The sequence below is a fragment of the Treponema sp. OMZ 799 genome (genome assembly GCF_024181365.1).
Taxonomy (GTDB): domain Bacteria; phylum Spirochaetota; class Spirochaetia; order Treponematales; family Treponemataceae; genus Treponema_B.
Map to the genome: position 1 here is coordinate 1486134 of NZ_CP051301.1, position 25528 is coordinate 1511661.

Below are 25528 nucleotides of genomic sequence, written 5' to 3' on the forward strand. Positions count from 1 at the left end.
ATCTACTCCCTATCTCCCATTAACGGTATGCATTAAAAAATACATCCGTGCTTAAATTATTTATCTTTGTTCCTACGGGGTAAGCCCCCAGTATGTTTTTGCGGCCTTCTTCCAAATGCTTGGAGGTAATTCCGTATTTTATTGAGCTTTCAGCTTCAACAAAGGCAGCGATCTGGTCGGCAACTCTTACCAATCTTCCATCAACAGCCTTAAATTTCTTATCGACATATTTTTGAGACAATTCTTCAAAATTTACAATTTTAACCTGTTTGTCTACAATAACCCTGTTTTCAAATTCATCGGATATATAATATAGAACCTCGTCTATAAAAGATTCGTCCATCAAGGGTAAAAGCTCATCCTTGACTATGCGCTCCTCGATTTCTTTTACGACGGCAGGGAGATGATCTGTTGCCTGTTTTACAGGCGAAATGATATCCCTTGTAACCGCTTCAGGTAAATCATGAAAAAGGGCCGAAAAGAAGTTGTTGTATCTTCTTTCCTTGTTTATGTTTAAGTCGTAACACATTAAGAGGGTTAGGGCAGCCACATAAAAGGAGTGGCCCAGCACTGTTGTCGGGGGAACTCTCGGCGTTTGATTCCATCTGACTTGAAATCTTAGCTTTTCTATTTCGGTTATAAGTTTATGAGGATTTTGGTTTGCAAGTAAAAGCTGAATGCCGGTTAAATCCATAAACTCACATATTTCTTCTTTTAAAAAGCCGTCTATTTCGGTTAGGCGGAAAGCTTCGTTTACCGGTTTTAGCATTTCGAATTCTCTTATCGTAGAATACTTATGAGCTGCCCGCGAAACCTTCCATGTTATGTCATCTTTATCGGGTTCTTTAAAAAGATAGGAATGAAATTTACTCTTAAATTCCCCGTCAGGAAAAAGGTCATTATACTTTTCGAAGATCCATTCGTTAATTTTTTTATATTCTTCAGGATATTCTTTGCGGATTCTCCTTTGGACAGGAGCTTTGATGTCGCAAAGGGCTATTTTTCTTAAAATATCGAATACTGAACCGTCGATTATTTTATCCCAATCAATTGTTTTTCCTTTTTTTTCTTCGTATTTGCCGATTATGTAGGCCAAAAAGGTTTTTTCGGCCGTTTTGTCCATTTCGACTATTTCAAAGGGCCGGATAAGATCGTTCCAGCGCTGGATAGAGAAAGCTTCAAATAATTTTAAAACGGTTTTTGTCGTAAAAATCATTTTTTAGGTTTATCCTTTTGCTTTAGATCCTTTTCCATTTTGTCTTTCCAGATTTCGATTTTACGTTTGATTTCTTCAACTTCTCTGTGTTCATTTAAAACCATGTGCACCCTTCTTAAGCCTTCCAAAAAAAGGATTGCAGTGCGGAAGTCGCTTATGTTGTTTGTAACGATTTCGTATTTTTCGCGGTATTTGTCGGCTGCCTTTGTAAAAAGCTTTTTTACAAGGCGGAGGTGATAGATGACTGTGTCATAATCTTCCGCAAGAGGGTTTAATCCGGTTTTGCTTATTTCCTTTAGGTCCATGATGTTTTTGGCTACTACCGCAAAACGGGCTTCTATATCTATAAAAGACCAGCGCCATTTTGTGTTTTCTCCATAAGCATCTATTACCAAGTTTATCACCAGGCCGAGCTTTCGTATAAGATAGTATCTTTGCTTTTCGGTAATCTTTGAAATTTGAGCAACCCCTTCTTCATATTCGGAAAAGGGTGCATCTATGAGGTCGGTTACAATTTCTTCAAGATAGATTATGGGCTTATATAGGGTCTTTCGTGCTTCATTTAGAATGTTTTCGTTTTTTCCTCCAAGGAGGGCTACAGAGAGTCTGAATTTGGCCAGATAAAGGGTTGCCAAGTAGATCATCTCGTCGGCAAGTACAAGCCTTTTATAGGCGGCGCCGAAGGTGTCTTTTTTTATAAGCGAAAGAATATTTTGTTCATGCTTTAAAACTTGGTTTATTACCTGCTCATATTCATAAACCCGTTTTGTATACAGTTCCCTGTTTCCGCTTTTTTCCCCTTCCACAACAATCTCCTCTATCGGACATATTTTAAAAGAAGCTCTTCAGCATGTCTGAGAGATGCTTCACTTAATTCGTCTCCCGCCAGCATTCTTGCTATTTCTTCAAGCCTTGCCTTACCTGAAACGGCAGCTGCGGAGGTTTTAGTAGTTTGCCCTATCGTATTTTTTTCTATCTTAATATGATTATCGGCATGAGAAGCTATTACCGCAAGGTGCGTAATGCAAAGAATTTGCTTTTTTTTCGACAGCTTTTTCATATGGGATGCCACATTTACAGCAACTTCTCCGCCGATACCCGTATCGATTTCATCGAATATTAAGGTATCCGCTTCATCCCCTGCGGATAAAACGGTTTTTAAGGCCAACATAACGCGGGAAAGCTCTCCTCCCGATGCAATCTTTGCAAGAGGACGCAAGGGTTCACCTGCATTGGGGCTTATCATGAATTCTATATCGTCAAAACCGTAAGGATTTGCCGAGAGTCTGTTCCCTTGAGGGAGCCTTGTATCTACCCTCACCTGAAACTTTGTTTTTGGCATTCCTAAATTGGAAAGCACTTCTTCAACATCCTTTTGAAGTTTAGAAGATGCTGCTTTTCGTTTTTCGGATAGGTTTCTTCCAAGCTTTAAAAGTTTTGACTCCAAAATGCCTATAGCGTTTTCAAGTTCGGCCTTTCCGGCTTCCCGTTTGGTAAGCCCCTCAAGCTGTTCTTCTGCACTTTGGGCATAGTTTAAAACGTCTTTTATCGTTGCCCCGTATTTTTTTGTAAGCTTATATATTAAAGAAAGCCTTTCTTGTACTTGTTCAACCCTTTCAGGATTAAAGGTTTGATTTGAAAGATAGGAATCTATAGAAGAGCTTATATCGTCCAGCTCATAATAGCTTGTTTCCAGTCTTTTTGAAAGGTCTTCAAGTCCTTCATCGCAATTTTTTGCGGCTTCAAGATGGTGTAAGGCTTTTTTTGTAAGACTGATGATGCCCGCCTCATTGGAAAAAAGCTGAGATGCCGTGTTTAAGGCTTCAAAAAGTTTTTCAAATTGGCTTAATTTTTTTTCTTCCGCTTCCAGCTCTTCCTTTTCATCTTCCTTTAGCTTTGCCTTGTTTATTTCATCGATGGCAAACTGCAAAAGTTCCTGTTTTTCGGCCAGTTCTTTTTCGGAAAGGTTTAAGCCTTCCAGTTCCGTTCTTTTTTCGGCAAGTTCAGCATAAAGAGAGGTGAACATTTTAACTTCATTGTTTATGCCTGCAAAGCTGTCCAAAAAACGACGGTGTTCTGCAATTTTAAAAAGAGATTGGTGGTCATGCTGGCCGTGTATATCGACTAAAAGAGAGGTAAACTCCTCAAGTTCATTCCTTGTTACCGGCGTGCTCTGTATCCAAGCATTGGATCGGCCGTTTTGCTTTAAATTTCTGCGTATAAGAATTCGGTTGTCTTCGGGTTCGATTCCGTGTTCGCCAAGCCACTTTAAGGCCTCGCTGTGTTCACTCCCGATAAAAAAACTTCCCGATACGACGGCCTCATCGGTACCTGAGCGGATAAGGTCTGTAGTTGTTTTTCCTCCAAGCAAAAGGGTCAAAGAGCCTATCAATATCGACTTTCCCGCACCCGTTTCACCGCTTAAAACGTTTAAGCCGTTTTCAAATTCTACAAAGAGGCTGTCTATTAAAGCTATGTTTTTTACCGATATATTTTCAAGCATTTACTTTCCTTAAATTACAACGCTCTTAAGTATAGACTAAAATGAAGCAAATTTCAAGTGATTAAAATTCGGCTTCGGGGTGATTTGTATGAATGTATTCGGCCCACTCATGGTCGGCTCCGGCGATGTGATCTACCAGCCATTTGCCTAAAAAGTCATAGAATTGAAGGCCGGTTTCAATATTGCCTGATGCCATGGGTATAATGGCTTCCTGTATTTTTTTTATAAAAGAGTTATGGATGGATGCATGTTCTTTTAAGCCGGGATATCCGTATTCTTTCATTACTTTTTCTTCTTCTTCAAAGTGATAATAGGTGTAGTCGGACAAGTTTTTTATTATTTTGCCGATTTTCAGCTTGTATTCTTCTTGAGATAATTCAAACAAATTTTTAAACTGTCCCATTATCGATAAAAGTTTTTTATGATGTAAATCTATTGTATTATAACCTACGCTTAATGAGTCTTCCCACTCAAAACCTATAATCTCACTCATAAGCCTATTGTAACTTATTATTAAAAAATGTCAAGTGAAGGGAACTTTATTTAAATTTTTAGTTTGATGCAGTTTACGATTTTTCTTCGATCTTGAAAAAAAAAGATGAATATGCTAAAATGCCGGACAATGTTTGACCGATTAGAAACCTTATTGCCTGAAATTAATCTATTTTTAAAAAATGTCGGAGAAGCCTTTACTCTTGAAGATCTTAAAAATTTTATCGGTCTAAAGAATTTTGATGATTCTAATCTGGGGGTCTTTTTAATTTCCTTGTCGCTTGCTTATTTTTTTCCTGATCCCGATTCGGATAGCGGGGTATGGATTAGCAAGCACGGATTTTTTACCGGCAAGAAATTTTCCGTTCAAATTTCAGATACGGAAGATGAAATGAAAATTTTTATCCCCGGCTCGCGTTTTTTACCCTTTTTACCGGCAGATAAATATGTTCATGAGGCAAAGCTTTTTTATGAGGGAAAAGAAATTCCCAAGCGCAGGGTGTATTTGAGTTTTGATAGACTTTCTTCCTTCTATTTTTTATATACCGAAAGCGATCTTTCCAATGTTTTATGTGAAGACTATGAAGAAAATGTAGAGACCTTTTCTGGTTTGCATGACAGTTTTAATCCCGAAGCCCGGTTTGCCGTAAGTGCTTGGGACTTTTCGGCTGTTTTTGATAAATGTAATTTTAATTATCCTATGCGTCTTTTTGTGCATATCAAGGATTGGTCTGGTGCGGAATTTGAAATTTTAAAAGAACGGCATGAATTTTTAGAAGAGAATATATCAAATTGGTTTGATCTATTTGAAGCGGCAGTCCGCTCCTCCTTAAAAATCCTGCCTATGGAATCTACAACTCAGGATATCTTATCTTTTGCTTACTTTTTGGGTGAAGATGCTCTTTTTAATGAAAATTCGGCACCTATGGAATTGTTTTTTGAGCGTAAGGATGTGTTCGGGGTTATACCTTACGGTATCGAGGAAAAATTTTGGGTCTTGGATGAACCTATAGCCGTCCCGGCTAACTGGTTTTATTATCCTTATAACGAGACCAAGGAGGACAATTTTTTTAACTCTATAAATAGGCCTGTTACAGAGGCCGTTATAGACTGCTTTGTTTTGGATTTTTTATCTTCAAATTATATGGCCCGCTTTGATGATGAGGTAAAAGGACTTTTTATAAAAGAGTCTTTAGACCTTTTCATACCGGAATTTATGAATAACCATAAAACCTTATCTTCAAAGTGTAAAACCTATTTGGAGATGCATTACGATTATTGGGTTAACCTATATAATCCCTTTAAGGACGATGGTTCAAAAGATTTACGTTCAGACTTGGTAGACTTTTATAAAAATCTTATCGTATTTTTTAATGAGCTTGATGAACGTAAATTAAAAACATCGGACTTTGACGGTCAATCAGCCTTAATGATTTGCCAAATTTTTGACAAGGTTTTTCAGTGGACCGAATTCGTTTCTTCTATCGAAGCGGAAGATTATAACTTTATTGAAGTAATATCTATGTCTCTTGAAAATTTATCTTATGTCTATACAGATGTAAAAGTCGAGATAATCAATAAACTATCGGCTCTTACAAAAACATAACAAGCTTGGAGGTTTTTTTATGAACAATGCACTTGATGCTATAGCTCTTTCAATCAAAAGTCTTTCGATGGACGCAATCGAAAAGGCAAATTCCGGCCATCCGGGGCTCCCTCTGGGAGCTGCCGAGTTGGGTGCGGCTCTTTATGCCAAAATATTAAAACACAATCCTAAAAATCCGGATTGGAAGGATAGGGACCGCTTTGTCCTTTCTGCAGGTCACGGCTCGATGCTCTTATATTCTGCCTTGCACATTTCAGGCTATGATGTTTCTATTGACGATATAAAGAGTTTTAGGCAGCTCGGTTCCAAATGTCCCGGGCATCCCGAATACGGCGACACTCCCGGAGTTGAAACTACCACGGGCCCCTTGGGTCAGGGTATTTCTACGGCAGTAGGTATGGCCATCGCCGAAAAAATGCTTGCCGCCCGCTTTAACACAAACGAACACAAAATAGTGGATCACTACACCTATGCCCTTGTCGGTGAAGGCTGTTTGATGGAAGGCGTATCTTCCGAAAGCTCAAGTTTGGCAGGCCACCTAAAATTAGGAAAGCTCATCGTTTACTACGACGAAAATAAGATTACTATTGACGGTTCTACCGATCTCACCTTTACCGAAAACATTGAGGAAAGATACAAGGCCTACGGCTGGCAGGTATTGCGGGGCTCGATGTACTCCTTTGAAGATATTGAGCGGCTTACTCTTGAGGCCAAGAAGGATGAAAGGCCGACCCTTATCATCTTAAAGTCGGTTATAGGGCAGGGTGCTCCGACTGTTGCAGGTAAAAACAAGGCCCACGGCGCTCCTCTCGGAAAGGAGGGCCTTGCCGAAGCCAAGAAAAATCTCGGCCTTGAAGGCAAGGGAGACTTTTATGTTGCGGAAGAAGCCTATGCCTTCTTTAAAAAGAGAAACGAGGAATTAGCCCAAGCCGAGGCCGAATGGAACAAGACCTTTGAGGCTTGGTCAAAGGCCAATCCCGAAAAACGAAAGGAATGGGATCTTTCCTTTGCTCACGGCGGAGCCGATGAAGCCATTGTAAACTCTGTTAAGCTCCCCGAATTCAAAAAGGATGAGGCGATTGCGACCCGTGCCGCCTCAAAAAAGGCCTTAAACGAGTTTGCAAAGGCTCTTCCCAATCTTGTAGGCGGTTCTGCCGACTTGGAAGGCCCCAATGCGGTAGGCTTGGAAGGCATTTCTGCCTTTTCGCCTGAAAATCCTTTAGGCCGCTACCTTTATTTCGGCATCAGAGAATTCGCAATGGGTACAATTACAAACGGAATCCAGCTTCACGGCGGGTTTAGAGCCTTTTGTGCGACCTTCTTGGTCTTCGCAGATTACTTAAGACCGGCTCTCCGTCTTGCAGCCTTGATGAAGCTTCCTTCGATCTATGTTTTTACCCATGACTCAATCTTTGTAGGCGAAGACGGCCCCACCCATCAGCCTATAGAGCTTTTAGCCTCCTTGAGGGCTATCCCGAATGTGCTTGTTTTACGCCCGGCCGATGCGGAAGAAGCCGGAGAAGCATGGAAAGAGGCTCTCTTACACAAGGACGGTCCAGTATGCCTCATCCTAAGCCGCCAAAATTTACCTGTCTTGGAAAAGTCGGATCTTTTTTGGAGAGAGTCGGTTAAAAACGGTGCCTACATTGTAAAGGATGTTGAAGCTTCTGCCTGCGGCTGTACCCTGGGTAAGCCTGACAGGACTCCCGATGTAACGGTCCTCGCTACGGGTTCCGAGGTAAGTATGGCTGTAAAGGCTGCAAGTCTTGTAAAGGATAAAAAGGTCAGGGTTGTCTCGGTTATGTCGAAAGAAAGATTTGAAACTTCTCCTAAGGACTTTAAACATTCCGTTTTGGGCGGATGTAAAAAACATATCCGCGTTGTTACCGCAGAAGCCGGAGTTGCCCAAGGCTGGGAAGGCTGGACAGGCTGCAAGTGCGACAATTTTTCGATAGAGCGCTTCGGCACCTCAGCTCCCGGCGGAAAGGTTGCAGAACACCTCGGCTTTACGGCAGAAAACCTGGCAAAGCTGATAGAGAAGTAAGATAGTTTATTTTGAGCTTTTAAGCTCAAGATTGGAGGTATTATAAAGATGACTCAAAAGATGAGTAAGTTTTTAAAGGACAGTAAGCCTGTCTTAAAAAAACTGGTAGAAGAGCTTTCAAAGGAATTTGAATATGTTTCGATTTTAGGCTGCGACTCAAATGGAAAGTCTTATTCGGTACGCAAAACGGCCGTTTCGGTAGGAGATTCTTTTTCGACGGAAAGGGGCTTTGTCTTGCGCGTTTATAACGGGCTTGGGTACTCCGAGTATTCCTTCGATGTGGTTGATGCCGAATCTGTCAAAAAAGAAATAAGGCGCATTGCAAATGCCGATATCGCATTTTTTAAATCGAAAAACCTTGAGGGTCTTAAGTATCCCGTAATCAAGGAAGAGGCCTTAACGAAGAGCTTTTATGCCGAGGTAAAAGAAAGCTTTGATTCTATGAATGATGAGCAAAAGATAAAAAGGCTTGAAACCATAATGAAGCAGGGCTTTGACTACTGCCCCGAAATGATAGATTTTCAGGTTAGGTATGAAGAAGTTTCCGTTTGTAAAATTTTCCTTTCGCAAAAAAAAGATTTGGAGCAGGCCTACGCTTACGCAATTTCTTATCTTGTTCCGTATTTAAAAAAGGGAGAATCCGTAAAGTACAGCTTCCAAGCTTTTTCGGGAAACTGCGGCCTTGAGATTTTACACGAGGTTGAAGACAATATCAAAAAAAGCATCGATTCTACAAAGGAACTTTTGGATGCCGAAAGGATTAAGCCGGGAGTTTACGATATTATCTGTAAGCAAAATGTTACAGGTCTTATAGCCCATGAAGCCTTCGGACACGGGGTCGAGATGGATATGTTCGTTAAAAACCGAGCAAAGGCTAAGGAGTTTATCGGCAAAAAGGTCGCTTCCGAAATTACCGACATGCACGACGGGGCTGCAGCTGCCGAGCAGGTTTCTTCATATCTTTTTGACGATGAAGGAGTCTTGGCTCAAGATACGCATATTATCGAAAAAGGAATTTTAAAGCGGGGAATCTGCGACACCCTCTCAGCCTTAAGCCTCGGCATAAGACCCACAGGTAACGGCAAAAGGGAATCCTTTGAGCGCAAGGCCTACACCCGAATGACAAACACCTTTTTCAGCACAAAAAATTCTTCCCTCGATGAGATGATAAAATCGGTCGATTCGGGTTATCTTTTGGACGGCTATTTTAGCGGAATGGAAGATCCTAAAAACTGGGGTATTCAATGTGCCGTCGAAAAGGGTTACGAAATAAAGGACGGAAAGCTTACAGGCAAAATAGTCGGCCCGATTTTTTTGACAGGCTACGTTCCCGAACTTCTTTCTTCTATTTCGATGATTTCGGGAGAGGAAGACTTTGAATTGGGAGGCTCCGGTTTTTGCGGAAAGGGTTATAAGGAATATGTAAGAACCTCTGCAGGAGGCGGATATATTAAGGCTCGCGGGAGATTGGGATAATGAAAGATAAGATAATTTCTATTTTAAAGAATAAAAAAAACATAGACGGATACAGGCTTGTCCTTACAAAGATAAGATCGGGTGAGATGTTTTTGGTAAGGGATAAGATGGATATGAACCGCGGGAAAAATGTTCTTCATGCCTCGCTTACGGTTTATAAGGATTTTGAAGAGGCGGGAAAAAAATACAGGGGTTCTGCCGATGTAAGCCTTTCGCCCACAATGGACGATGAGGAAATAAACAAAAAGATTGAAGAAGCGGCCTTTGCTTCTCAATTTGTTAAAAACGAATGGTATCCTCTTAGCCGTCCTTCTTCCGAAAAGGCCTTTGCTCTTTCTTCTTCATTCGATACCGAAAACTTAAATGAAGAATTGGTCAAGATTCAAAAGGCAATTTATAAAAAGCGCGATACGAAGGCCGAAATCAATTCTGCCGAAATCTTTATCGACAATATGGAAGTTCAAATAGTAAACTCCGAAGGAGTGGATGTAAGGTTTAAAAAATATAAGGGCTATATTGAAGTTATAACCGACTGCTCTATCGGTAAAGAAGAAGTTGAAATTTACGGAGATAATTCTTTTTCGACTGAAAACGAAAAGCTTGTCGATGAAATGGTCTCGGAGCAATTAAAGGAAACTGAAGAAAGGGCACTTGCCGAAAAGGCCAAGCATCTTAAATCGGTAAACGTAATAATCACAAATAAGGCTGTTGCCCCCTTCTTTGACTTTTACATTTCGCAAGCCTCGGCTTCAATGGTTTATACAAAATCCTCCGCAGCTAAATTGGGAGAGAACTTTCAAGGAAGCGGGGTAAAAGGAGACAAGGTTAATATCAAGCTCGTTCCGGATATGGCTGGTTCTCCTTATTCTTCCCCCTATGACGGAGACGGCCTTCTTTTAAAAGAGCACGAGCTTTACAAGGACGGCATCGTAAAAACCTATCACGGCTCTATAAAGTTTGCCCATTACCTAAATGTGGAGCCTACGGGCAATATATCTAATTTTGAAGTTGCTGCCGGAGCTAAAACGGAAGCCGAACTAAAAAAAGGACCCTATGTTGAAATATTAACCTTTTCCGACTTTTTTCAAGATGCGGTAACCGGAGACTTCGGCGGCGAGTTTAGGCTTGCCCGCTATTTTGACGGAAAGGATATTCACATAATAAATAACGGCTCAATTTCGGGAAACATGTTTGAAGCCCAAAAAGAATTTTACTTTTCAAAAGAAAGGGTTCAACATTCAAATTATTTCGGCCCCAAAAGCGTTATGATTCCGGGCATGGAAGTTTTAGGAGATTAGTGCCCGCCCGAAAGTTTTTATTGGAGGAAGTTATGTCTATATTTAAGTTAATACTGTCTAAGAAAAAAGAATTATTTATAATTACGTTTTTTATGATAGTAGCCCAGCTCTTGTCGCAAGGAATTCCCACTTTAATAAAATTTATATCCGATAGTTTTATTGACAGTACGCCATTGATAGTTTTGTTGGTAGCGGGAGGCTTGACGGCCGCAGGATTTGTACAATATTTTTCGGATTATTTTGCAGATAAATATTATTGGAAATTTACAAACGGTATCGGTTTGGAATTATTAAAAGAATTTTTAATGATAGTAATGAACTGTAAAACTTTACACCTTTCTAAAATGAACCCTGATGAACTATCAAGAATGGCAACAAGCGATATTCAACAGTTAAAAGAAGCTGTAATTAAGCAATATTTTATATCCATAAGTACCGTCATTAAGGTGCTTACCTTATTATTGTTTGTTTTGCTATTGGATTATAAATTGGGTTTAATAACGATTATTTGGTATATACTTTTTTATTTTGTAAGTAAAAGGCTTGTAGATAAAATAAGTAAGGATAGAATAAATGAAAGAGCTGACTATACGGAAGTTATGGCTTTAGCAAAGGATGCCGTATATGGAAATTTTGATTTAAAATATTACGCCTCCTATGAAGGCTTTTTAAAACATTTGGAAAAGATAAATAAAAAATATATTTCGTCTCATATTTCTCTTATGCTGACAAGTTCTCAATCCCGCTATTTAAAATATATCGGAAACTTTACAAGTATAGCCATTATTATTTGTTATAAAACTTTTATATCTCCCGATGTAAGCACGGGAACCGTTTTGGCAATGTATATGTATTCCATAAATTACTCTGCCGTCTTTAATAGTATTTTAACATTAAGAACTTATTCAAAAGATGTTAAGGCTTTAAAAAAGCCTGTAGAAGACTTTTTTAAATCGGCAAGGGAAAAAGAAAATGCCGGTTCTATCATTTGTGAAAAAATAAATAATATAAACTTTAAAAATGTAAGTGTTTCTTATGATGATAAAAATGTCTTCGGCAATTTTAATTGTGAATTTACAAGTCATAGAGTTTATTTAATAAACGGTAAAAGCGGAGCCGGAAAGACAAGTTTAATCAATGCGCTTTTAGGAGAAATTGATTATGAAGGTTCTATTTTTTTTAATGATATTCAATTTGAAAATATCGATAAAAATTCGTTAAAAGAAAAAATAGGGATTATCCATCAAAATATCTATTTAATCGGCGGAACCGTCAAAGAAAATATTTTATTGTTTAATGAGAAGTTTTCTGATAAAGACCTTGAGACGGCCGCAAAAATTGCAGGTATTAAGGATTTAACGCAGCACATCGGTACGAGCGAAATTGATAAGGTTTCGGGTGGAGAAAGAAAGCGGATTGCTTTGGCCCGCCTGATGCTTGTCATTGCCGAAAAGGATTTAATTATTCTGGATGAAACATTTGCGAATTTGGATATAAATTCCATTCAATCAATTTTAAAGGAAGTCCTTAATAAATCTAAAGATAAGATTCTAATTATCATATCCCATGATGAAGCAGTACAAAAATTCCTTAGCGCTAATACCGATTTAACGATAGTAAGGATTGGGAGTGAATAAAAATCCTTAACTATGATTTAAGGATTGATATTATATCCAAATTGATTTATATTACATACTATAAAATCGGAAGTCAATCGGTTTAAACATAATTTCTTGGGAGCTTATGTATGGAAAAAGGAATTTTTATCGGATTGGGCGAGAGCAGGGTAGAGCTTTTGGCTGATCGTGCAAATAGGCACGGCCTCATTGCCGGGGCTACGGGAACGGGGAAGACTATTACCTTAAAGGTAATTGCTGAGGCCTTCAGCGATATGGGTGTCCCTGTTTTTTTACCCGATGTAAAGGGAGACTTATGCAGTTTTGCCGAAAAGGGTGAAGCTAACGAAAAAATAAACGAAAGGTTAGGCCTTTTAGGGCTTTCGGAATTCGAGTTTAAATCCTATCCTATACGCCTTTGGAGTATCTTAAAAGAAACAGGCCATCCCATACGTACGGCCATATCTGAGATGGGGCCTCTTCTTTTGTCAAAGCTTTTAAATTTAAACGAGGTTCAAGCAGGTGTTCTCAACATTGCCTTTAGAATAGCAGATGAAGAAGGCCTTCTCCTTTTGGATATAAAAGACTTAAAGTCGATCTTGGTTTATATAGGCGAAAACAGCAAGGATCTAAAGCTTAAATACGGTAATGTTTCCGATTCTTCAATAGGCGCAATTCAAAGAGCTCTCCTCATTTTGGAAGGGGAAGGGGCAAATGATTTTTTTGCAGAACCTGCCTTGGAGCTTGCCGATTTTTTTAAGCTTACCTCGGACGGGAGGGGCTATATAAATGTTTTAAATTCTACAAGCCTCTATCAAAGACCCAATCTTTACTCGACCTTTTTGCTTTGGTTCTTATCCGAGCTTTACGAAAACCTCCCCGAAGCGGGAGATACCGAAAAACCTAAAATCGTTTTCTTTTTTGATGAGGCCCACCTTCTTTTTAATAATCTGTCTTCGGCCCTCATCGAAAAGATAGAAACCATGATAAGGCTTATCCGCTCAAAGGGCGTTGCAGTTTTTTTTGTTACGCAAAATCCTGCCGATGTGCCTGAAAGTATTTTAAGCCAGCTGGGAAATAAGATACAACATGCTCTCAGGGCCTTTACTCCCAAAGACCAAAAGGCTATAAAGCTTTCGGCCGAGACCTTTAGGACCAATCCCAAATTCGATACGGCTAAGGTACTTACCGAGCTTAAAACCGGCGAGGCTCTGGTTTCCCTCTTGCAGGAAGACGGAAGCCCCTCTGTAACTCAAAGGGTTTTAATTGCCCCTCCAAGAAGTAAGATAGGCACTGTGGGAGAAGCAAAGCTTAAAGCTATTGTCGAAGAATCCCCTCTGTTATATAAGTACAAGGATATAATAGACAGGGAATCGGCATACGAAATTCTCATGGAGCAATTTGAAGAAAAAAAACTGGTTGCCGAAAGGGAGCTTGAAGAAAAACGCCTCTCTAAAGAAGCTGCAGCTAGGGCAAAAGAAGAGGCAGCCTTGATCAGGGCAGAGAATGCCAGAATACGGGCGGAAAATGCAAGGCGCCGTTTGGAAGAGTCTCAAAACCGAAAGCAAAGAAGCGAGGCCGGAAGGCTTGGACGGGTCTTAGTGGACAGTATGACCCGAACCGTAGGCCGCGAAATTACGCGAGGAGTTTTCGGCTCGATAAAAAAGATGTTTAAATAGAGCAAGGCTAAAAAAGTGCTTAAAAATTATAAAATAAAATTCCTTTATTTTGTTTGTATTATATTTTTTCTTATTTTACTCAAAGGCCTTCTCCTTGATATCAGGCGTGTTTCTGGTCCTTCTATGGAGCCGGCCTTAAGGGATGGGGATTATGTTATTATTTTTAAGGCCGCCTACGGGATAAAGCATCCCTTAAAAAATAAGTACCTTATCCGATGGGCTTTTCCTAAAGTTCAAGATATAATCGTCTACCGAAAAGACGGCAGGTTTACGGTAAAAAGATGTTTAGGTATTCCGCAAGAGCCTATAGAATTTTATCGAAAATTAGGCTACAATGGCTCTTATGATTATTCGATGAAGGTTTCCGGAAAAGATATACCCTTGACGGCTGTACAATTCGATAATTTGGGCGGAATGATCCGGGGCGGAAAGGCTATGAAGGAGGTCTCGTTTATTCCTGCCGGAACGGTTTTGGCCGTTGGGGATAATTTAGATGCTTCACGGGACTCCAGAGATTACGGCTTTGTCCTCGTTGACGGTATTTACGGTAAGGTTTTTATATGGGAGAAGTAGATAGTTTTATTTCTAAAGGCAGGTTTTGGGCTTTTGTAGGCATAGTAATAGTATTCACATGTTTGCTTATACTCCAGTTTGCAAAGTACATGATAATGAAAGAACCTATAGTTATTAAGCCTAAAATTTCCACCGAGCGCGGTACAATATACGACAGAAATAAAAAAATCCTTGCAGTTCAAACGACTGTTTATAATCTTTATGCCGATAAGACCTTAATGAAAAAACCTGCCGAGGCAGCAAAGGTTCTTGCCCCTGTTTTAATGCAAAACGAATCGGAGCTCTTAGAAAAAATTCAAGATTCCAAATCCAACTTTCTATATTTAAAAAAAAGAATGAGCGAAAGTGAGAGGGATTTAGTTAAAACCCTTATAGATGAAAATAAATTAAGCGGGCTTAGGTTTGAATCGGTTTTTAACCGTACCTATCCCGAAAACACCTTAGCCTCTACAGTTGTAGGCTTTTTAGGTGATGACGGGAGGGGGAAGACAGGTGTAGAATACTCCCTTCAAAATATCCTCTCCCCTCCGCCTGAAACAAAGGGATATACCGGTAAGGGCTATGATGTTTATCTGAGCATAGACGGAAACATTCAGTACATGCTCGAAAAAATTATATCGAAAACTATGGAAGAGACAAGGGCCGAATCTGCCGTTTTTCTTGCAGTTGATGCAAAGACCGGCGAAATACTTGCCTATGTAAACTCTCCTTCTGCCTCCCTTGCAAACTTTATCGAAAGCACTCCTGAACAACGTCTTGACCGTCCTGCAAACTATGTTTATGAACCCGGATCGGTTTTTAAGATATTTTCTATGGCTGCCTTCCTAGAGCTAGGAACTACTAAGGACGGTGAAGTCTATGACTGTAATGCTCTTTTTGAATTTAACAGGGCTAAAGTAAAGCCGATAACCTGTTTAAAGACTCACGGAAGGGTCAGCCCTCGGGATGTAATCCGTCTTTCTTGTAATGATGCAACTGCCCAGATTGCCGACATTACCGAAAAAAATGCCTTTTATGAAAAGATTAAACTTTTCGGCTTCGGCTCTAAAACCAATATAGAGCTTCCCGGAGAGACGGCCGGTCTTCTTGCCCCTCCTCAAAATTGGTCTGTCCGCACAAAGCACACAATTGCCATTGGTCAGGAAGTAGGAGTTTCCGCCCTTCAGCTGGTTGAAGCTGCGACGGCCTTTACAAATAGAGGTTCTACTCTCAGACTTTCTCTTATTTCAAAGATTGCCGACAAGGAGGGAAACATTGTCTATCTTCATAAGCCCTCGGTTTTAAACAAGGTTATATCCGAAAAAAATGCCGATCTTCTTTTAAGCTATATGAGAACAGGTTCTATAGAGGGTATAGCTTGGAGGGCCTCTATCAACGGCGTTCCCATTGCCGTAAAAACCGGAACTGCACAGATGGCAAACGAAAAGGGCGGCGGTTACAGTAAGACCGATTTTATTTCGAGCTGTATAGGAATTTTTCCGGCTGATGATCCTAAGATTATTTTATATACGGCCGTCATAAAACCCGTCGGACAAATATACGGCTCCATCATTGCGGCTCCTGCAATTTCAGAAGCCTCGAACGAAATTATCGACTATCTTGGACTTGCAAGGGAAAATGCCCCCACCGTTGAACACACGGGACGGATTCCCATAAGCGAAAATAAACCTGTCGTCTTAAAAGATAAGATGCCCGACTTAACGGGAGTTCCCAAAAAACTTTTACTTGAGCTTCTTTTACAAAAAGACTTTGCGGTAAAAATTACGGGCGACGGGTATGTGACTTCTCAAACGCCTCCGCCCGGAACTCCTCTTAAAAAAGGAATGAAAATTGAGCTCAATCTCGAATAAAGAAAATTTGATCTATAATGCAAAGCTTTTTTTTAAACGTTTTCCTGAACTTTGCACTGCCTTGGGCCTTGACTCTGAAACCGGTATTAAAAAATTTGCCGAAAAAATCCCTGAAACTTATACCCTCGAAGAAGCAAAATTAAAAGAGAAAGATAAAAAGATTTTTACTGCGCGCATAAACGGAAAATATATTCACTCAAAATATAATCCTATAAGCGAAGCCGAAAAAAATATCTCCCTCGATTTTTTTGAAGATAAAAAGACTAAAAGCTCTTGTGTTTTTTACGGACTCGGCTTGGGCTATACTCAGGAGCTTTATGCAAAAAGCAATCCTAAATCCTCCTTGATTATAATTGAGCCCGATCTTTTTGTTTTTTTTCTTTTTTTACAAAGCCGCCCCTTGGATGATTTTTTTATGCACGAAAATCTGATGCTTCTTTTAGGCCTTTACCCGAAAGACATCTTGGATTTTTTTGAGAGCAAATCTTTTTTTGATATTCCCGTGTTTAAAATTCAGTCCCTGATTGATGTAAGCCCTTCTTGGTTTTCCGAGCTTGAGGCCTTAAAAAAAAGGCGGAATGAAAAGACAAATTTAAATAAAAATACCTTAAAAAAATTCGGAAAACTTTGGCTTAAAAATTTTTTTAAAAATATCAGCCGCACTGAAAGTCTTTTAGGAATCAACAAAATAGAAAATATTTTTTCTTCTTACCCGGCCTTGATAATTGCGGCGGGGCCCGGCTTAGACAAGACCATAAATCTTATAAAAGAAAATGAAGATAAATTTATAATCATTGCAGCTGATACGGCCGTAAGGGCCTGCCATAGGCAAGGTCTAAAACCGGACTTTATTCTTTTAATGGATGCCCAATATTGGAACTGCCTTCATCTTGCAGATCTCGATATTTCGGATTCGATTCTTATTACCGAGTCTTCAGTATATCCGGCCGTTTTCCGTCTTAAAGCAGCCGCCGAATTTTTATGCACTTCCATGTTCCCGCTTGCCCAATATATAGAAAATGCTATAGGCGAAAAGGGTAAGCTTGTTACAGGCGGTTCGGTTGCAACAGCCTGCTGGGATTTTGCAAGAATTTTAGGCTGTTCCGAAATTATTTTTGCCGGCCTCGATTTGGCCTTTCCCGATTTTCAAACCCACTTTAAGGGAAGCCGCTTTGAGGAGGATTTAAATTCATTTTCAAACCGTTTTTTCCCTTCTGAAACGGCCTCGCACCTCAGCCTTTATTCTGCCTCGCCCCAATTAAAGGAAGGCTATGAGGGGAAGGTCTTAAGCGACAAGAGAATGCAGATGTACGCTTGGTGGTTTGAAAGTAAGATTGCCGAATTTCCCGATGTTAAAACCTATAATCTTTTACCTCGCGGCTTAAAAATCCCGAATATGCCGGCTATAAATATGGAAGACTTTTTAATTAAAGCTAAGGCTTCGCCTCTTTCCAAAAAAATAAAAATCGATAAGATGAAGGCTTTAATTAACCTGACCTCTAAAAAAGAAGATAGCAGAACTTCTGCAAGCCTTTCCTCGGCCTTAAAAGAACTAAGTTCCGATTTGGAAAGAACCATGAATCTCGCAAAAGAGGGTATGGATATATGCCGAAATATTTTAGATTCTTTACAAGCCGGAAAGCCTCTTGAAGATTCTGTCATAAGCAAAAGCATGGAAAGCTTAAACCTTATCGACGAAAAAATAAAAACCGATAAGACCAACACAATAATAGGCTTTGACCTCTTGCTTGATGAGGATGAAAATAAACCCATTGACGGTAAATCTTTTACCTCTATTTCTGAAAAAAGTTTTTTAATATATAAAAAGATATATGAGACCTGTGCCTTAATCTATCCTTTAAAAATCAAAAGATAGATGATTCCGTTGTGGACTGCGTGTAATAATATAATACAAAGGGCAGCTTTTATACCTGCCCTTGCTATGCTGCATTTGGTTCCGAATTTTTTTTGTATAAGAATATATAATATTCTAAAAATTATACCTGCCGCCATAGCATAAAGTACATTAAAGAGACCCAAATAACGGTGAGCTAAAGCAAAAAAGATTATAGGTAATATTTCTGAGGCTGTTATATAGGATTTAAAAGCTTGAGGATTTTTTCCGTAAAAGCTTTTTATTCTATAGGGCAAATATATTCGGTATAGAATTTCCTCATAGGCTGCAAAAAAAACTATCTTTGATATAAATAGCAAGATATAAAAAACTCCTTCCGGCTGAGGCGGCGAAGTAAAAGCCCTGTTATTTAACATCGGGGGGAGAACAAAAATGATGAAAATGAAGATAAATTCAAATAAAAACCTTAGAGTCTTCTTATCAAAATGCATAATTTATGATATTATATCATAAAGAGATAAACATGTATATTCTTATAGTTTTTGTGATTGTATTTCTTTTATTGGTAGCTTTTTCGTTTACCCTTCCGGGAAGACGTTTTTTGGATTCAATACGTTTTTTTACCGAGGGGAAAGACAGGGGATTTTTATTTTCTAATCTTTTATTGTTATGGCGGACAGCCAATTATGTAGGCCTTGAAGACAAAACACGTCTTTTTTGGTCGGTTGCTGCCTTGGACGAGTGTATCCGCTTTATTGCCCGTCAGGTTGAAAACAAGCTGGATGCCGATGTTTCCCAAAAAATGCAGATTTTACTTAACAAACTCTATGATTACCGTACAAAGATTGAGTTGGAAGAGGTTCAAAAAAAGCGAAGGCTTGAATCGACTCACGAAATTTATATCGGCCAAATTTGCATTCTCTTTGTGCCGCGAGAAACAACCGTTTACGGCAAGCTTATGGCAAACACTAAGGATGAGCTTGTATTTGCCCTGTTTGATGCATCTGCAGAAAGAGCCGAAAAAGTTAATTGGCAAAATAAGGCTATAAAAGTTTATTTTTGGAAACAAAATGATGCAGGATATGTTTTTGTTTCTGAATCCGCCAAGGCAAAAAAAATAGATGACCGTATAGAAGTTTATGTTAAACATTCAAAAAAAATTGTGCGTACACAAAAAAGAAAATCGGTTAGAGCTTCATGTGATATTGAAGGCTTGATGTTTCCTCTCCGGGCCGGTGATCCTTATAACTCCGATTATGAAACTCAAGGAGGTGTAAAAACAAATGTAAAGGATATATCGGAAGACGGAGCTATGTTTTTTGTAAGAGGCAAGGCTGCAAAGGGTATTCGAATGAAGCTGCAATTTAAACTAAAAAATACCGAGATTGTAATGTGCGGTAAAATTGTCCGTTTTGTATACGATCAACCATTGAATAAATCAAGGATACACTTTCAATGTGAATTTTTAGATCAAAGAATGAAAAATGCTATTTTATCTTACATATATAACATAGCCGTTGATGATAATACCGGATTTATAAGCAATATTTTAGATGAAGAAAACGATGCTTTGTCAAGCAATAGCCAAGAAAGAAAAGATGGTAATTTTTTGCAGGATGATTTAATGGAAGATCAAATACTTTATGATTTTGCGGAAGGTAAAGGTTCTATATGAAAAAGATAGTTTTTGTTTTAGTTTTTATCTTTTGTGTTTTTTCTATTTTTGCTGTAGATAAAGAAGAGCTTTTTAATTTACGTAAAGATTTTATTTCTACAGGAATAGATGTAAAAGTTGTTATTTTGCGTTCACTTTCACAGTCTGATGATAGAAATTTAGTTCCTGTATATCAAGATGCAGTGGAATATGTTAAAAATTCTTATGCAATATTACAAAATGATGAAAGATTGTTAAATATAGGTATAATTGCGGTAACCAAGCTTGGAGAATTAAATGAGGTAAAGTCCTCTGCAAATATACGCTACTTGTTTTCTACGGTTGAAAATGAAGACTTTCAAATTGCCTGCCTAAAAAGCCTCAGTAAATTGGTTCAAAAAGATTCAGCCTTTACAGACTATCTTAATTCGCTTTATGATGCAGGCTTATCCGATTTAATTTCGGGTAAGGCTTTTAATGTGAATCTTTTGACGGTTTATGCTGAAGCTCTCGGGAATTTTGCCGATCCTTCTTCTTTTGATGTCTTGGTTAAAACCTTATTTTATCCTGTAAATGATGGTTTAAAAGATACGGTAAAAACCGCATTAAATAATATTTCTTTTAATTATTTTGATGAAATTTTGGCTAAAACAATACAAAAAAACATACAATATATATGGACACTGTATTTATTGGCAAAACAAAATAAGCGTATTGACGGCGCTGAGCTTGGAAGGATTAGTGAGCTTGTAATTGATTACGGTCTTAAAAATCTAAAAGGCCCGGACCTTGAGATCTCTGAAAATTTGATTGAAGAGACCTTACCTGTTTTATCTGTTTTAAAGTGGAGTAAGGCTTCTTCTCAGGTAAACAAATTTTTTTACTATGCTCAGGGCTTGCGTAAAACAAGCCCAAGGGGCGATGAATTACTTATGAAGATAATCGATTGTATGGGAAATTTAGGTACAATCGAATGTTCGCAAAATTTGTCAATATTTTTAGGTGTGTTAAATTCGGAAACCGAAAAAACAAAGCAATACAGTGAGCCCCTGATGCTCAGTGTAATTACGGCTTTGAGAAAGCTTGGGGACAAGACCGCATTTGACTATCTATTGTATGTTGAGTATTTAAATTATTCTGAAACGGTTAAACAAGCTTCTCGAAATGCCATAGAGGAGTTAAAGTGGTAAATGAAAAAAAATTAAGGATCTCTTGTAATTTTTTTGTATTAAAACCGGTTGTGCTGTCTGCTTGTGCAGCAATACTATCTTTTTATTTTTTTTGTGCAGTAGAAAATTATTTTAATAAATTTTTAATAAGCTTTATTTTTATTTTAAGTTTTATAATCGGTTTTATATTTAGAAAAAAGAAGTCTTGTTTTATATTTACGGGGCTTTTCATAGGAAGTCTTGCCGTATTGCGTCTCTTTTTTCTATCTGCAGAGCCTTTTTCCCTTGCCGAATTAGATAAGGTTGAAAGCATCCGGGCAGAGCTTACAGGAGAAGCCTATCCTGCAGGTGAAAAATACTATGCTGCAAGTGCCAGACTGATATCTTTTTCATATAAGAATGGGGCTAAATTTTCTGCAAGAGGAAATATAAAAATATTTTTTCCTTCGGAGCTGGTATTACAAAATAATGCTTACGGAATTTCGTCCTACAAGGCCGGTTCAAGAAAAGAAGCTTTAACCAATTTTTCTAAGGGCGTAATATTTGAAACTGCGGGACGTTTCGGTGCAAAGAAAAACGGCTTGAGCCCCTTAGCCTTTTTTGGCGATAAGTCCGTGCCGGAATTTTTAGGCTGGAGATCGGCTGTTTTAAAATTAAGAGCTTTTTTGCGTTTTTACCTTATGCGTTTATTGTCAGGGTGGGGAAGTGCAGGGGCCTTACTTTTAGCCCTTCTTTCTGCAAATAGAGACTTTTTGATTCTTCCTGTCTCGGAAGCTTTTAAAAATGCCGGCCTTGCCCATGTTTTAGCCCTTTCCGGAATGCATGTTTCTTTGGTAAGCTTAACTGCCCTGCAAATGGGGTCTATATTCGGAAAAAAAAGCCTCGCAATAAAGTTTTCTTTAGTTTCTATCATTCTCTTTGTTTGGTTTGCAGGAGCTGCCCCCTCGTTAAACCGTGCCTTGGGGATGATGATTTTAATTATAATAGGCAAGTCTTTGGGGCTGCAGCCTCCCATGATTTCCGTTTTATGTACAATGCTCATTTTTCATATTGCCGTAAAACCAGATGAGGCTCTCAGTTTAGGCTTTATGCTTTCTTACGGTGCCTTGGCCGGTATACTAGTCTTTGGAAGCGCCGTATATGATATCCTAAACGGAAAAATCCCTCCTAAAATATTGGGGAGCTTTTCGGCTTCGGTAGGTGCGCAAACCTTTACAGCCCCTATCGTAATAAGCAAAATAGGGGTCTTGGCTCCGATTGGTATCATTGCTTCTATAGTTGTGAGTCCTCTTATATCGGCCTTTTTAATTTTAGGTCTTGCGGCAATTTTTATTTCTATTTTATTTCCTTTTACAGGCTTTATTTTTTCTTATTTATTGAATGGCTTTTATGATTTTATATTTTTTATTATTCAAATTTTTGCACTTTTTCCTCTTATGACGGCGGATACTTTTTTTGATAGTTTGGCATTTGCTTTGCTTCCCTTTACGGCCGGCATAATTTCTATGTTTTATTCCGACAGGAAATTAAAAAAGAGGGAGAATCTTTTAAAATGAAAATTTTAATACAGTATGCTTCAAGTGAGCTCAACGTAAAAAATTCAAGATTTTTAGCCGAAATTTTTCCTATAAATTCGGCATCTGAAGCCAGAGAGCTTTTAAAAATCCAAAAAGAAAAGTATGAAGATGCCCGTCATGTTGTTCATGCCTTTGTTACAGGCGAAAACGGAGAAGTCTTGGGCTGTTCGGATGACGGAGAACCTTCGGGGACGGCCGGAAGACCGGCTCTTGCAGTGCTAAAGGGTTCAGGAATTACAAATATAATGCTTACAATTACACGCCGGTTCGGAGGTACTCTTTTAGGTACGGGCGGTTTGGTAAAGGCTTATTCGGATTCTGCAAAGCTTGTCTTGAATGAAGCTCAAACCGAAGAACTTATCAAAAAAGAAACTTTTCAATTTGAATGTTCCTATTCCGCATGGGAAAATTTAAAGAGGCATCTTGATGAGTTTTCCGTTGAACAGGTAGAATTGGCTTATGAAGAAAAGATAAGATTTAAAGGTCAAATCCCGGCAGAAAAAAAAACGCCCTTCGAAGCCTTTATTGAAAATGCTTCAAAGGGCGGTATAAGTTTAGTCTTCCCAGCCGATATTAATGCTGACTGTTGTTACTGATGATGCAATATCTACTGCATCCTCCATGGTCAAGCTCTGAGGTGTCATTGTAGGTGAATTAGCCTCTGCTTCGGCAAGAGTTTGTACAGATTGCGGTAAAACATCATTGGCCTTAATGTTTTGGGCAGGAGTTACCATACCTGTATCGCTTATGATAACGGAGTCACCTATCTGAACCCTTGTTTCAAGGCCGTCGTTGTTTGCATAGTACCATGAGCCGCTTGTTCCTATTAAAAGACCGTCCGAGCTGATTTCACCTGATGTTCCACGGACAGAAGCCGTTGCAACAGGAGTTTTTACCTTAAACTCAACCTTTTTTGTTGAAGCCGGTTTTACATCAGCCTTTACCGAACCTACATTGAGATAGACTTCCGAAGAAACTGCTTCATTTTTTTTCGCTATTTCTTCAATTGTAAGTCTTGTCATAGGCCTAACCGTAATAACCGAACCGTCAATTTTTAAAGTTAGTTCGGACTTAAACCCTGTAGAAATCATGCTTCCCGATTCAATTTTATTTCCTGTTTTTGCAGGAATCCATTTTCCGCCTTTTTTTATTTCTGCCTTTCCTTTAACGGCTACTACTTCGCCATCCATTGCCATAAGAGAAAAGGTAAGACAAAGAAGGCTGATAACAATAAAAATCTTTTTCATTTTATTCTCCTATAAAAACTATAAAAACTTTAGAAAGAAATTATGCCCTTTAATCCTACTCGGGCATCAAACTTTCCATTTTTTCCTATGAACATACCTAGGTCCCCGCTTAGAGTTATATCTTGAAGTATTGTGTATTTGACCAATGCTGTCCATTCCAAACCCCTTAGAAATTTTATTCCTCTTGGTTTAGATTCTCCATACGTCATAATGTTGAATTCGGTACTTAAGAATAGATCAGGTATAGGTTTTATGCTCCCATTTAATCCCGTTTTCCATAGATCGCTGCTTTCAATAAACCTCACATTTGAAGCATTTGAAAGTGTAAAGGTTTTAAATTCTTTCCTTCCTCCGGAAAACAATTCACTTTTTAAACCTATTTTTGAACTATACTTTTCAAAATAATAATTAAGCTCGCCTAAGATAAAAAAGCCTGTTTTTGCTTTCCGTTTATCCCTTGTTATAATTGAAGATGATATTGAGGTATTATAAAAAAGTCCTTTTACTATAGGTCCGTTTACAGATATGGATATATAGTTATTTGTTGATTTTGCATTCGTTGTTGCAATAAAGGAACTTAAATCCAAGTCTACCTTGTGGCGCAGCGAAGCGAAGGGCAGTCTGAATAATGCGGACATATGAACAAAAGAAGGTGAAAGCTTGTAAACTTTTGTATCCTTTTCGGTTATGGACTTTATATCTACTGCAGTTGTGGGGTTTACATAAGCATTTACAAGACCTGTATACCCAAGATTAAAAAACATTGAAAACCGAGGCATATCATATGAAACATAAACACCATCAATATTTTGATTTAAAATCTTTGCCGTAATATCCGATATATTGTATCTTCCTGCATCAATATTCAGGCTGTTATCGCCTATGGGAATCAGAAAGCTGAATTTTAGCATATCCAAGTTCGCTATATGCATAAGGTGATTGTTGACGTCAAATTCACTTTTAGGTTTTATAGTTTTTTTTAAATTCAGCAAATATGAAGACTGAACGGCAAAGTTATAATTTCCTTGTTTATCGAGGTTTTGTTTGGCCCAAAGAGATATACTGTCGAAATGGGTTAGATTTGTGGTTTGTTTGCTAAAATCAAGCCCAACACCGGTTTTAAAAATTCCGCCTGCTTCAAAGGCTGAAAGACTCACCGAAATAATCAAAAAGAAAAATATAAGGCTTCGTATTTTTTTCATTTCTTTCTCCTTATTTATCTGCTTTGGGCATTATTTTTGCCAGTAGATTAATTGCCGCAAAGGGTGTGATATTTGAAGACGGAACCGTTTTTTGCGGTATTATCTTCATTATCTTAAGCTGCCTAAAAGCATAATGCGGACTTTTTGTAATTCCATACCATAACCCATGTTTTATTGAAGAGTATTGTAAGGCTAAATTTGAAAATTCGTCAAATCTAATCGGCTCATCATATTTTTTGTTTTCAAACATCTTAAGACCTTTAAATTTATCAAATGCAGCTTGATAAGAATCGGTTTCCTTAACCTCTCCAATTGCCGTTCCTACTAGGTAACATGCTTGACCTCTTGTCAAAGTCTTAGACTGCAAAATCTCATCAACTTTTTCTGCCGATTGAGCAAAAACAAGAGATCCAAGACTCAAGCATATTAAAACTAAGTAAAGCTTTTTCATACTTCCTCCTCAACTTCTCA

At 38.6% G+C, this 25528-nt stretch carries 21 protein-coding genes; 13 read left to right on the forward strand and 8 right to left on the reverse strand.

Features of this window, described 5'->3' with window-relative positions; all coding sequences use genetic code 11:
- Positions 1-19: 19 nt before the first annotated feature.
- The 4 genes from E4O04_RS06715 to E4O04_RS06730 form a co-directional block, all read right to left on the reverse strand.
- Complete coding sequence (locus E4O04_RS06715) at positions 20-1216, reverse strand: HD domain-containing protein (RefSeq protein WP_253710746.1); 1197 nt, start codon at positions 1214-1216, stop codon at positions 20-22.
- Positions 1213-2022 carry a hypothetical protein gene (locus E4O04_RS06720; RefSeq protein ID WP_253684735.1) on the reverse strand — a complete coding sequence of 270 codons (810 nt, stop codon included), beginning with the start codon at positions 2020-2022 and terminating at the stop codon, positions 1213-1215. Before E4O04_RS06720 ends, E4O04_RS06715 begins: the two co-directional genes overlap by 4 nt.
- Before the next feature lie 11 nt (positions 2023-2033).
- Positions 2034-3719, reverse strand: a complete 1686-nt coding sequence (recN, locus tag E4O04_RS06725) for a DNA repair protein RecN (RefSeq protein WP_253710749.1) — start codon at positions 3717-3719, stop codon at positions 2034-2036.
- Between the two features lie 61 nt (positions 3720-3780).
- Complete coding sequence (locus E4O04_RS06730) at positions 3781-4212, reverse strand: bacteriohemerythrin (protein WP_253710751.1); 432 nt, start codon at positions 4210-4212, stop codon at positions 3781-3783.
- Between the two features lie 111 nt (positions 4213-4323).
- Here E4O04_RS06730 and E4O04_RS06735 point away from each other — a divergent pair, with 111 nt between their 5' ends.
- The 9 genes from E4O04_RS06735 to E4O04_RS06775 all read left to right on the forward strand — a co-directional run bounded on the left by E4O04_RS06735 (position 4324) and on the right by E4O04_RS06775 (position 18229).
- Complete coding sequence (locus E4O04_RS06735) at positions 4324-5817, forward strand: hypothetical protein (RefSeq protein WP_371922284.1); 1494 nt, start codon at positions 4324-4326, stop codon at positions 5815-5817.
- Between the two features lie 19 nt (positions 5818-5836).
- On the forward strand, positions 5837-7861 hold the full coding sequence (tkt, locus tag E4O04_RS06740) for a transketolase (protein WP_253710757.1): 2025 nt from the start codon (positions 5837-5839) through the stop codon (positions 7859-7861).
- Positions 7862-7909: 48 nt separating this feature from the next.
- Positions 7910-9337 (forward strand): TldD/PmbA family protein, encoded by a 1428-nt coding sequence (locus E4O04_RS06745; RefSeq protein WP_253684730.1) that lies wholly within the window; start codon positions 7910-7912, stop codon positions 9335-9337.
- Entirely contained in the window at positions 9337-10635 is a 1299-nt protein-coding gene (locus tag E4O04_RS06750; protein WP_253710760.1) for a metallopeptidase TldD-related protein, read from the forward strand. The genes E4O04_RS06745 and E4O04_RS06750 overlap by 1 nt, the downstream gene beginning before the upstream one ends.
- A gap of 32 nt (positions 10636-10667) precedes the next feature.
- Positions 10668-12272 carry an ATP-binding cassette domain-containing protein gene (locus tag E4O04_RS06755; protein WP_253710762.1) on the forward strand — a complete coding sequence of 535 codons (1605 nt, stop codon included), beginning with the start codon at positions 10668-10670 and terminating at the stop codon, positions 12270-12272.
- Positions 12273-12382: 110 nt separating this feature from the next.
- The gene (locus E4O04_RS06760; protein WP_253684727.1) at positions 12383-13930 is read left to right on the forward strand and encodes a helicase HerA-like domain-containing protein; all 1548 of its coding nucleotides are present in this window, start codon (positions 12383-12385) and stop codon (positions 13928-13930) included.
- Positions 13931-13945: 15 nt separating this feature from the next.
- Positions 13946-14503, forward strand: a complete 558-nt coding sequence (gene lepB / locus E4O04_RS06765; RefSeq protein WP_253710764.1) for a signal peptidase I — start codon at positions 13946-13948, stop codon at positions 14501-14503.
- On the forward strand, positions 14491-16353 hold the full coding sequence (locus tag E4O04_RS06770) for a penicillin-binding protein (protein ID WP_253710766.1): 1863 nt from the start codon (positions 14491-14493) through the stop codon (positions 16351-16353). Before lepB ends, E4O04_RS06770 begins: the two co-directional genes overlap by 13 nt.
- On the forward strand, positions 16334-18229 hold the full coding sequence (locus E4O04_RS06775; RefSeq protein ID WP_253710768.1) for a motility associated factor glycosyltransferase family protein: 1896 nt from the start codon (positions 16334-16336) through the stop codon (positions 18227-18229). The genes E4O04_RS06770 and E4O04_RS06775 overlap by 20 nt, the downstream gene beginning before the upstream one ends.
- Here E4O04_RS06775 and E4O04_RS06780 read toward each other — a convergent pair.
- Positions 18205-18699, reverse strand: coding sequence for a CPBP family intramembrane glutamic endopeptidase (locus tag E4O04_RS06780; RefSeq protein ID WP_253710769.1), 495 nt, complete (start codon positions 18697-18699; stop codon positions 18205-18207). The two genes, E4O04_RS06775 and E4O04_RS06780, sit on opposite strands and share 25 nt — an antisense overlap.
- Positions 18700-18731: 32 nt before the next feature.
- On the opposite strand from E4O04_RS06780, the gene E4O04_RS06785 reads away from it, so the two are divergent.
- The 4 genes from E4O04_RS06785 to E4O04_RS06800 are packed head-to-tail and all read left to right on the forward strand — an operon-like array spanning position 18732 to position 23204.
- Positions 18732-19883 carry a PilZ domain-containing protein gene (locus tag E4O04_RS06785; protein WP_371922285.1) on the forward strand — a complete coding sequence of 384 codons (1152 nt, stop codon included), beginning with the start codon at positions 18732-18734 and terminating at the stop codon, positions 19881-19883.
- Positions 19880-21052, forward strand: a complete 1173-nt coding sequence (locus tag E4O04_RS06790; protein ID WP_253710773.1) for a hypothetical protein — start codon at positions 19880-19882, stop codon at positions 21050-21052. The genes E4O04_RS06785 and E4O04_RS06790 overlap by 4 nt, the downstream gene beginning before the upstream one ends.
- Positions 21046-22587, forward strand: coding sequence for a ComEC/Rec2 family competence protein (locus E4O04_RS06795; protein WP_253710775.1), 1542 nt, complete (start codon positions 21046-21048; stop codon positions 22585-22587). Before E4O04_RS06790 ends, E4O04_RS06795 begins: the two co-directional genes overlap by 7 nt.
- Entirely contained in the window at positions 22584-23204 is a 621-nt protein-coding gene (locus E4O04_RS06800) for a YigZ family protein (protein WP_253710776.1), read from the forward strand. Before E4O04_RS06795 ends, E4O04_RS06800 begins: the two co-directional genes overlap by 4 nt.
- Here the strand turns inward: E4O04_RS06800 and E4O04_RS06805 are convergent.
- From E4O04_RS06805 to E4O04_RS06815, 3 genes are read right to left on the reverse strand one after another with little or no spacing between them, the layout of a single operon-like run.
- A complete protein-coding gene (locus tag E4O04_RS06805) occupies positions 23163-23855 on the reverse strand; it encodes a FecR family protein (protein WP_253710778.1) in 693 nt (230 codons plus the stop codon). The two genes, E4O04_RS06800 and E4O04_RS06805, sit on opposite strands and share 42 nt — an antisense overlap.
- Positions 23856-23884: 29 nt before the next feature.
- Positions 23885-25057, reverse strand: coding sequence for a hypothetical protein (locus E4O04_RS06810; protein WP_253710781.1), 1173 nt, complete (start codon positions 25055-25057; stop codon positions 23885-23887).
- A 10-nt stretch (positions 25058-25067) separates the two neighbouring features.
- Positions 25068-25508, reverse strand: a complete 441-nt coding sequence (locus tag E4O04_RS06815; RefSeq protein ID WP_253684716.1) for a hypothetical protein — start codon at positions 25506-25508, stop codon at positions 25068-25070.
- Positions 25509-25528 lie beyond the last annotated feature (20 nt).